This window comes from Candidatus Zixiibacteriota bacterium, assembly GCA_029860345.1.
Lineage (GTDB): Bacteria > Zixibacteria > MSB-5A5 > GN15 > FEB-12 > JAJRTA01.
Genome location: JAOUBJ010000035.1, coordinates 1 through 7325, shown reverse-complemented (window position 1 = coordinate 7325; position 7325 = coordinate 1). Strand labels below are relative to the sequence as shown.

Annotated in this window: 5 protein-coding genes and 1 tRNA gene; 5 read left to right on the top strand and 1 reads right to left on the bottom strand. The window is 53.2% G+C overall.

Annotation, left to right across the window (positions count from 1 at the left end; genetic code table 11):
• Nucleotides 1-346: 346 nt before the first annotated feature.
• Nucleotides 347-1813: a beta-lactamase family protein gene (locus OEV49_17770; protein MDH3892913.1), complete on the bottom strand. Its 1467-nt coding sequence runs from the start codon at nt 1811-1813 to the stop codon at nt 347-349.
• Between the two features lie 399 nt (nt 1814-2212).
• Between OEV49_17770 and OEV49_17765 the strand changes: the two genes are divergently transcribed.
• The 5 genes from OEV49_17765 to OEV49_17745 all read left to right on the top strand — a co-directional run.
• On the top strand, nt 2213-4471 hold the full coding sequence (locus OEV49_17765; GenBank protein ID MDH3892912.1) for an FG-GAP-like repeat-containing protein: 2259 nt from the start codon (nt 2213-2215) through the stop codon (nt 4469-4471).
• A gap of 355 nt (nt 4472-4826) precedes the next feature.
• On the top strand, nt 4827-5396 hold the full coding sequence (locus OEV49_17760) for a hypothetical protein (protein ID MDH3892911.1): 570 nt from the start codon (nt 4827-4829) through the stop codon (nt 5394-5396).
• Nucleotides 5363-6403, top strand: a complete 1041-nt coding sequence (locus OEV49_17755; GenBank protein MDH3892910.1) for a hypothetical protein — start codon at nt 5363-5365, stop codon at nt 6401-6403. Before OEV49_17760 ends, OEV49_17755 begins: the two co-directional genes overlap by 34 nt.
• A 712-nt stretch (nt 6404-7115) precedes the next feature.
• Nucleotides 7116-7188: transfer RNA gene (locus OEV49_17750), tRNA-Thr, on the top strand.
• A gap of 29 nt (nt 7189-7217) precedes the next feature.
• Nucleotides 7218-7325: GTP-binding protein (locus OEV49_17745; GenBank protein MDH3892909.1), on the top strand; the 108-nt coding region annotated here is incomplete at its 3' end.

Here is a 7325-nt window from a genome sequence, read left to right as displayed (position 1 = left end):
TTGTGCAAATCGATCCCAACGATAATACTGCTCTTTGCCATGGTCGAGTTCCTTTCTTCTTTTGGCTATTTACTCTACCAAAAGATAATAAGGTTCTCGACCTTTTCATAAGATCAGGGTGAGGTGGTGGGCGCTCAGGGTGAGGTGGTGGGTGCTCAGGGTGAGGTAGTACGGGACTCGGTGTGATGGCACAAGGGCGCGAAGCGCAAGGAGCAGGCTTGCCTGTCACCCCCAAGCCGGGCTTGAGGCTGCCAACCAAGAGACGGACCCACCCTACAAAGAACTGGGTGGGATGTCGAGGAAGATGGATTCCGGGTCAAAGCCCGGAATGACGTTGTCCAGGAATCTACATCGTTTCTCCCAGCGCCTTCTTCAACGGACGGTACAGCGCACGCGAGACTGACTCGGCAATCGGGGCGTCGTAGTTGGACAATATGATGACGGCCAAATCCTCGTCACTCTCTAGTGCTGCACTCACACCGGGCGCACCACCGGCGATACCTGTTCCAACCGTGGCACGTTCGGGCATGTCCATAAGTTTTGCCTGGGTCAAGGCGCCATCGTCACCGAAGTACCAGGCAGTGTAGTTGGGCGGCAGCAGTTTGTATGTGCGCAAGGCATTGTCGAAAGCCAACAAGTCGGCAACGGTCGCCTGGGCGCTACCGGCCGAGTTGCCGCGTACCGGCAACATGAACGCATTGCTGCGCCAGCTACCGTCTTCATCTTCCGATCGCATTTGAGTGTAGCCTTCGGCGACGTTGGCCACCGGGTCGTCCCGGCGGAAGAACCCGGCGCCGGTCATGCCCGCACGATCGAATACATGCTGCTGTACATACTCGTAGTAAGTTTGCCCTGACACGTTTTCGATAATGACGCCCAGCACCATGAAACCGGCGTTGGAGTAACTTTGCGATTCACCCGGCTCAAACTGTAAAGGTGCATCTGCGAACAGTGCGAAGAAGTCACGCGGCGACTCATAAAGCGATTTGGACGAATTGAAAAACTCTTCGGTGAAGATGTCTCCCAAACCGGACGAGTGTTCGAGTAGATGTCGGATAGTCACTTTGCCTGCCACTTCTGCGTTTGGGTAGTCGGAAATGTGCTTGGAAAGAGGGTCGTCGAGTGTGAGCTTGTCAGCCAGTAACAGTTGCCCGATAGCGATCTTAGTGAACGATTTATTTATGGAACCCAGATCGAACCGTGTATCTGCATTGTTGGGGATGTCCCATCGTTTGTCGGCCATGCCCCAGGCGCCGGTGAATATCGCCTTGCCCTGCCATGCTATCAATGCGGTACCGGAGAACTTGTCTTGTTTCTCCAACGTACCGAACCAAATGTTTAATGCTTCTACAATCTGATCGGTTGAGGCGTCGGGCGGCATGATGAAATCCGGCAGGTCGGCTTTAGGACCACGGTCGCCTGCCTCTATGCCCAACTGCACAATGCCGTAGGGGGGAGTTTCTTCGAACTCGAAAATGAAACTGAGGGCCGGACCGTTTTCTTCGGTTGTTTGCACGGATAGTAGATATGGTTGGTCCACAGTGACCCCGACAATCTCGACTTGGGCATGTCGCTTTACCAGGTCACCGGCGATTCGCGTCCAGCGGCCATCCCGGTTGTCGCCCGGTTTGGCCGGGGCCCAGTTTTCGTTCATGTAAACGAACAGCGCTTCTGAGTCACCCGCTTGCAATGTCGTGACAAAACCGAGCGCGCGCTTTTCCATGATTTCTTCAGGCGATTCGGCGGATGTGATGCTATGTGATAAGGTTACAAGTAATGTTATGGTCAGGGCACCGATGACTAATTGTCTCATGGCAGGCTTCCTTTCATGAGGGCGCGGTTGTTTGCTGTCACTTGCAGCAAAATACGGATATGCGGACCCACTGTTAAGCGCGATCTTGTTAAAGGATGTTAAAGTGATAAATCACCCATAAATGGGTCCCTCGCTTCGCGGTGAAAAATCACTCTTTGCGCCGCGCGCCCACTCTCTGTCAGGCCGAGCGGAGTCCAGGCGTGAGCTTTGCTCCATTGTGGCCGCGTGATCTTCAGATCGCGTGGGTGGTCGATGTATGGTCAATTTGTGTCCGAATCTGAAGACTCGGACAGCACAACGCCACAAACATCGCAGCCGCTGTTATTGTTGACTATGCTGTCACCGTTTGCTCATCCTAGAGCAGCAACATGCACCGTCGCGGACTTGGAGGAGCCATCTGTGAAAAACACAATCATAGTCTTGTTCATTTGTTTGGGCACGGTCGGCAGCGCCGACGCCCAGGTTCCGCAGGTTGTATCAATCAGTCCCGATCAGAACGAGCTCAGCGTGCCCGGCAATACGCCGATCTCGGTCGAATTCGATATTGACATGGATTCGTCGAGCATCACAACCTCAAGCTTCCTGGTCTCTGGCGATTTGTCCGGGTGGCATGAAGGTGTGGTCTCATACAATCCGACTACACGGGTCGCAATGTTTGATCCCTCGACAGTTGCAATCGCCGGTGAACGTATTGCGGTAGTCCTATCGACGGATATAGGCTCATCGGGCGGGTCTCCCCTTGAGCCGTTTCAATGGACTTTTACGATTGCCACTGTGGATGCAGCCGGTGATTTTGTGTTCCCCGATCTGCTCCCGGCCGGTGCTTTCACCAAAGCAATTCACACGGCTGACCTCACCAGAAGTGGTCACCTCGATCTTGTCACGGCCAATCAGTATGGGAATTCTATCTCGGTGTGGCTGAATCAGGTGGAGGGTCAATTCTCCGAGCGGACCGACTATGCGGTAAGCGGCCAGGCGGTTGGCGTGACGGCGGCCGACTTCGACGGCAACGGTTTCAACGACCTGGCCGTTGTTTTGCGGGATAAGGATTCAGTAGTGATCTTTACCAACGCGGACTTTGGGGTTCTTGCGCAGTCCGCGAGCTATCTGGTAGGTGACAAGCCCGCAGCCGTTACCATCGGTGACTTCGACGGTGACGGTGATATTGATCTGGCCGTGGCTAACTCCGGCTCTAATGATGTGTCGATCCTCCGGCAGAGTTGGGATGGGAGCTTCGACGAGACTCGGTACTCGGTAGGACCAGGTTTGGGACCCACCTCCATCGTTACTGCCGACTTTAACAACGACGGAGTTATTGACCTGGCCAGCGGCAACGCCGGTTCGGGCGATGTGGCAATATTGTTTGGCAACCCGGATGGTACTTTTGGAAGTGCTTTCAGATATGCAATGGACAGTTTTGCCGGAGCGGTCGAAGCGGCCGATTTCAATGGTGATGGCTGGGTAGATTTGGTGACGGCCAACTCCGGACCCAACAGTATGACCGTGAGACTCAATGACGGTGATTCGACTTTCTCAGCCGCCAGCACGTATCCAGCCAGTGACACCCCGTATGATGTAGCTGTCGGCGATATCGATGGCGACGGTGATATCGATCTTGCCGCTGCCGGTAGTATCGACAGTTCGGTGACTGTTTACATGAATGACGGGTCCGGTAGTTTCGAGTTCTGGAACAGTTACACAGTCGGCGAGGGACCGAATGGTATTGTGCTGGCCGATCTCGATAATGACGGCCATCTTGATCTGGCCACTGCTAACTGGGTCTCCGGCGATGTTTCGATTCTGTTCTGGGGGACGTGCGTTGACTCAGACGGTGACTTGTTTGGCGATCCCGAACACCCGGAGAACGAGTGTACGGAGGACAATTGTCCGAGCGTCTACAATCCCGATCAGAACGATGGAGACGGAGATGGGTTGGGAGACGTTTGTGATAACTGTCAGTGGCACTGGAATCCCGATCAAGCCGACCTTGATGGCGATGGAGAGGGGGATTATTGTGACCATTGCATGGATAATGACGGTGATGGTTATGGCAACGGCTGGGGTTACGTTACACAGTACTGTGAAGACGACAACTGTCCGACAATCTACAATCACGATCAAGCGGATTATGATTATGATGGGATTGGAGACGTTTGCGATGAATGCACTGACAGGGATAACGACGGATTCGGAGACCCAGGGTTCCCCGGTAACACATGCCCGCCTGACAACTGCCCGTTCTTTCCCAATCCGACTCAGGCCGATGATGATTTCGATGGTATCGGTGATGGTTGCGACATCTGCCCTGGTGATTCAACCAACGATATCGACAACGATGGCGTCTGCGGACTGGACGATAATTGTCCTTTCAACTACAATCCCAGCCAGGCAGATGCCGACTCGAACGGGGTGGGAGATGCCTGTCAGACCATAACCGAGTGTGTCGGTTTGCGTGGTAATGTCCAGGGGGATATCAATGACGACATCGACATTTCCGATCTTCTATACTTGATCGACTTCATGTTCCGAGGCGGTCCGGCTCCGCCTGTGATGGAGGAAGCCGACGTTGATGCCAGTGGTGTTGTGGATATCGGCGACTTGATATACATGATCGATTATATGTGGAGATTCGGCCCGGCGCCGCTGCCGTGCGAGTGAGGGGGGGGGCAGGTTGGGTGGCCGTCTCAAGCCTTGCTTGGGGCGGGGTACCACATGATGCGACAAGGCGCGAAGCGCAAGCAGTGATTTATCACCTCATCCTGAGCGGAGTCGAAGGATGTGCCGACTGTAGGAATCCGGGGCAAGCCTACGGGCCACCCGGGCCCACGGTTCAGAGGGTTTGGCAGGTTCTTTCATGGACAACATTCTCAACAAATTCCTTGACTCCGATCCGAGCCTTGGTTATTCTTCGATTGTAGAGGCGTGCGCTATATCTTCACCAGTGCATGTGTGGTGTGAATAATAGTGGCCAATAGGGAGAACTTAAGTGCATCAGCAGCTACCAGCAGAGGGTATGAAGACAGCGCGCCTGTTCATGGTGATGAGCAGCTTTTCACCTTTGTTCATATTGTGGGCGATTCGCGGAAACGGCCTTATACCAGAGCATTGCTTTATCGGGTTTTGCGCCTTCATGGTAATACTGCCAAATCTTGTCTTGTGGCTGCGATACTGCGCCGCGTGCAAAGAGAAGGACACCGGTGTTATCAATGTCGGCAGAGTAGAAGATCATCGAGACCATCTGCTCGTGTATCTCTTTGCCATGTTGCTGCCCTTCTATACAGCCGACCTCACTTCCTTGCGTGAACTGCTGGCGGCTCTGGCCGCACTAGGGTTCGTCGTATATCTGTTTTGGCATCTCAATCTGCACTATATGAATATCATATTCGCGATCAAAGGCTATCGTGTCTTCACCATCTATCCGCCTGTCACCGACAACCCAATCGCCGGCAAGCAAAGTCAAGTGCTTATAACACGACGGGTGGTCATACTGCCTGGCGAGCATATAATAGCATATAGTTTAAGTGATAACGTTTACTTTGAGGGGGATATATGCCACCACTCACATTCGACTTTGACCGAATAAGGCATTTCGAGTTCGGTGTCGGCCTCAAGCTCGACGAGGAGCATGAAGACAAGAATGGCAAAAAGAAGCCGAACGGAAAAAAGCGGAAGGTCAACTATGGAGAAAAGAAGACTCTGGATTTTTACCGCGTAAAGGTGGATGAAGAGGTAAAAGCCGAGTTGCTGAACATGGTGATGACAACATGGGATAACATGCAACTCAGTAAGTGGACGGGAGGAAAGGTCACTAAGACCAATCGTAAGACTGCTGTCGAGGCAGGAGAGATGGAGCCTCCTAGGAGATACCAACCATCAGAAAAGTACAGTAGTTCTGAACATGTATACATTCCACTTGACGCCATCCAGGCAGTGCATCTGAAGCAATTGCATGAAGCTGATGGCATACCAATAGACAAAGGAGCTCTGAAGAAGCATGCCAGGATATCGGTTTACTTTGTTCGCATGGAGGACCAAGACACGAATCGGCTTACCGCAGTTCGCCGAGCGACTCGGTTCAAAGGAATCTTGAAGGCTAGGTTGATACAGTTGATTTCTGAATCCATGGAGATTGTGTGCGAGCCTGTCTTTCAACTCGACCAGGATTTCGACCTGCTCGCTGATGCTTCAAGGGCGCACATATTGAGACCACAAGCTTTTGCACTTGCCTTCAAACTACAGGAGTTCATAATGAGGGCTGTACCAAAGAACATAAAGATCATTGAGAAGGCGATGCCACCTATTGACTTCGAGCCGATCAGAGCCTACGCCGTCGAACATCCTCGAGCTGCCGGTTTTGTGTCCTCCATCGCGGCACAAGTTGCCGGCCCACAGCCTCCTCCCGATCTGACAGCACTGAAGGCGTTTTGCGAAGTAAATGGCGTGAAGGTTAACCTCGTCGAAGAAAGCATCATCCCGGAAAAGGGCCACGAACTAGGTTTTCTGGAAGTACTCGATGATCGTCGCTATGCCGTCACTTGGCCGCCAGGCGGCGCTAGACGGTACAGAGCAACCGGGCGCGAAAGGGTCTAGATGGCTAAGGTCGGACGGCCCGTGAAACCATCCATGTCGTGGGGCATGGGCTCCAAAGTCCTCACTCCCGTTGGCATGTAGGTCCAGGTCGAAGATTGCAGGGGTGTGAGGAGCGGGCCGAGCCCTAGAACAAGATGGCGGGTCCGAAGACGGACCCGCCCTACAAGTCAAGAACTGGATTCTGGCCTGCGCCAGAATGACAGGAGTAGGAACGGCCTGCGGCCCCTCGACTCCGCTCGGGGTGACACCGATAAATCGGTCTTTTGGCGCTATGCACCCGGTAGTGCTTTCCCACCCGACGCAAAGCCTCTGGGTGGGGTACCGTATGAGATTGCCGCGCTCATCCGCGAAACGCGGACTCGCTCGCAATGGCGAGAACCGGGGCAGGCTGGTGGCGAGACAGCGACCGGCGGACACAAGGCCCGCCGCTACGCGGTTTCCACCATTCCACCTTTGGTCCCAGCCTGTTGAAAAACTGAACAAAATGGGTGAAATAGGGGCTAAAAAGGACGATACACTTAAACATACGACAGATAGGGCGAAAAACCCGATAAAGGAATGGGCTGGTCTTTTTGTGGATTATTTGTGAAATAATTGCGATTTAGTTAAAAAACGGCTTGACATAAGTTGGCCAATTGCAATACATTCCCGGTTGGTCTGAGGGCGTAGTGGCTCTTTTTTTTGGCCCTGGACTTTGGTAACGGACTGTAAAGCCCAGATAGCTCAGTCGGTAGAGCACATCCTTGGTAAGGATGAGGTCACCAGTTCAATCCTGGTTCTGGGCTTATTAGAATTACGGAGGTAGTCGGAGACTATGGCAAAAGAGAAATTTGAACGGACTAAGCCGCACGTGAACGTCGGTACGATCGGTCACGTGGATCACGGAAAGACGACGTTGACCGCGGCTATGACGATGGTTTTG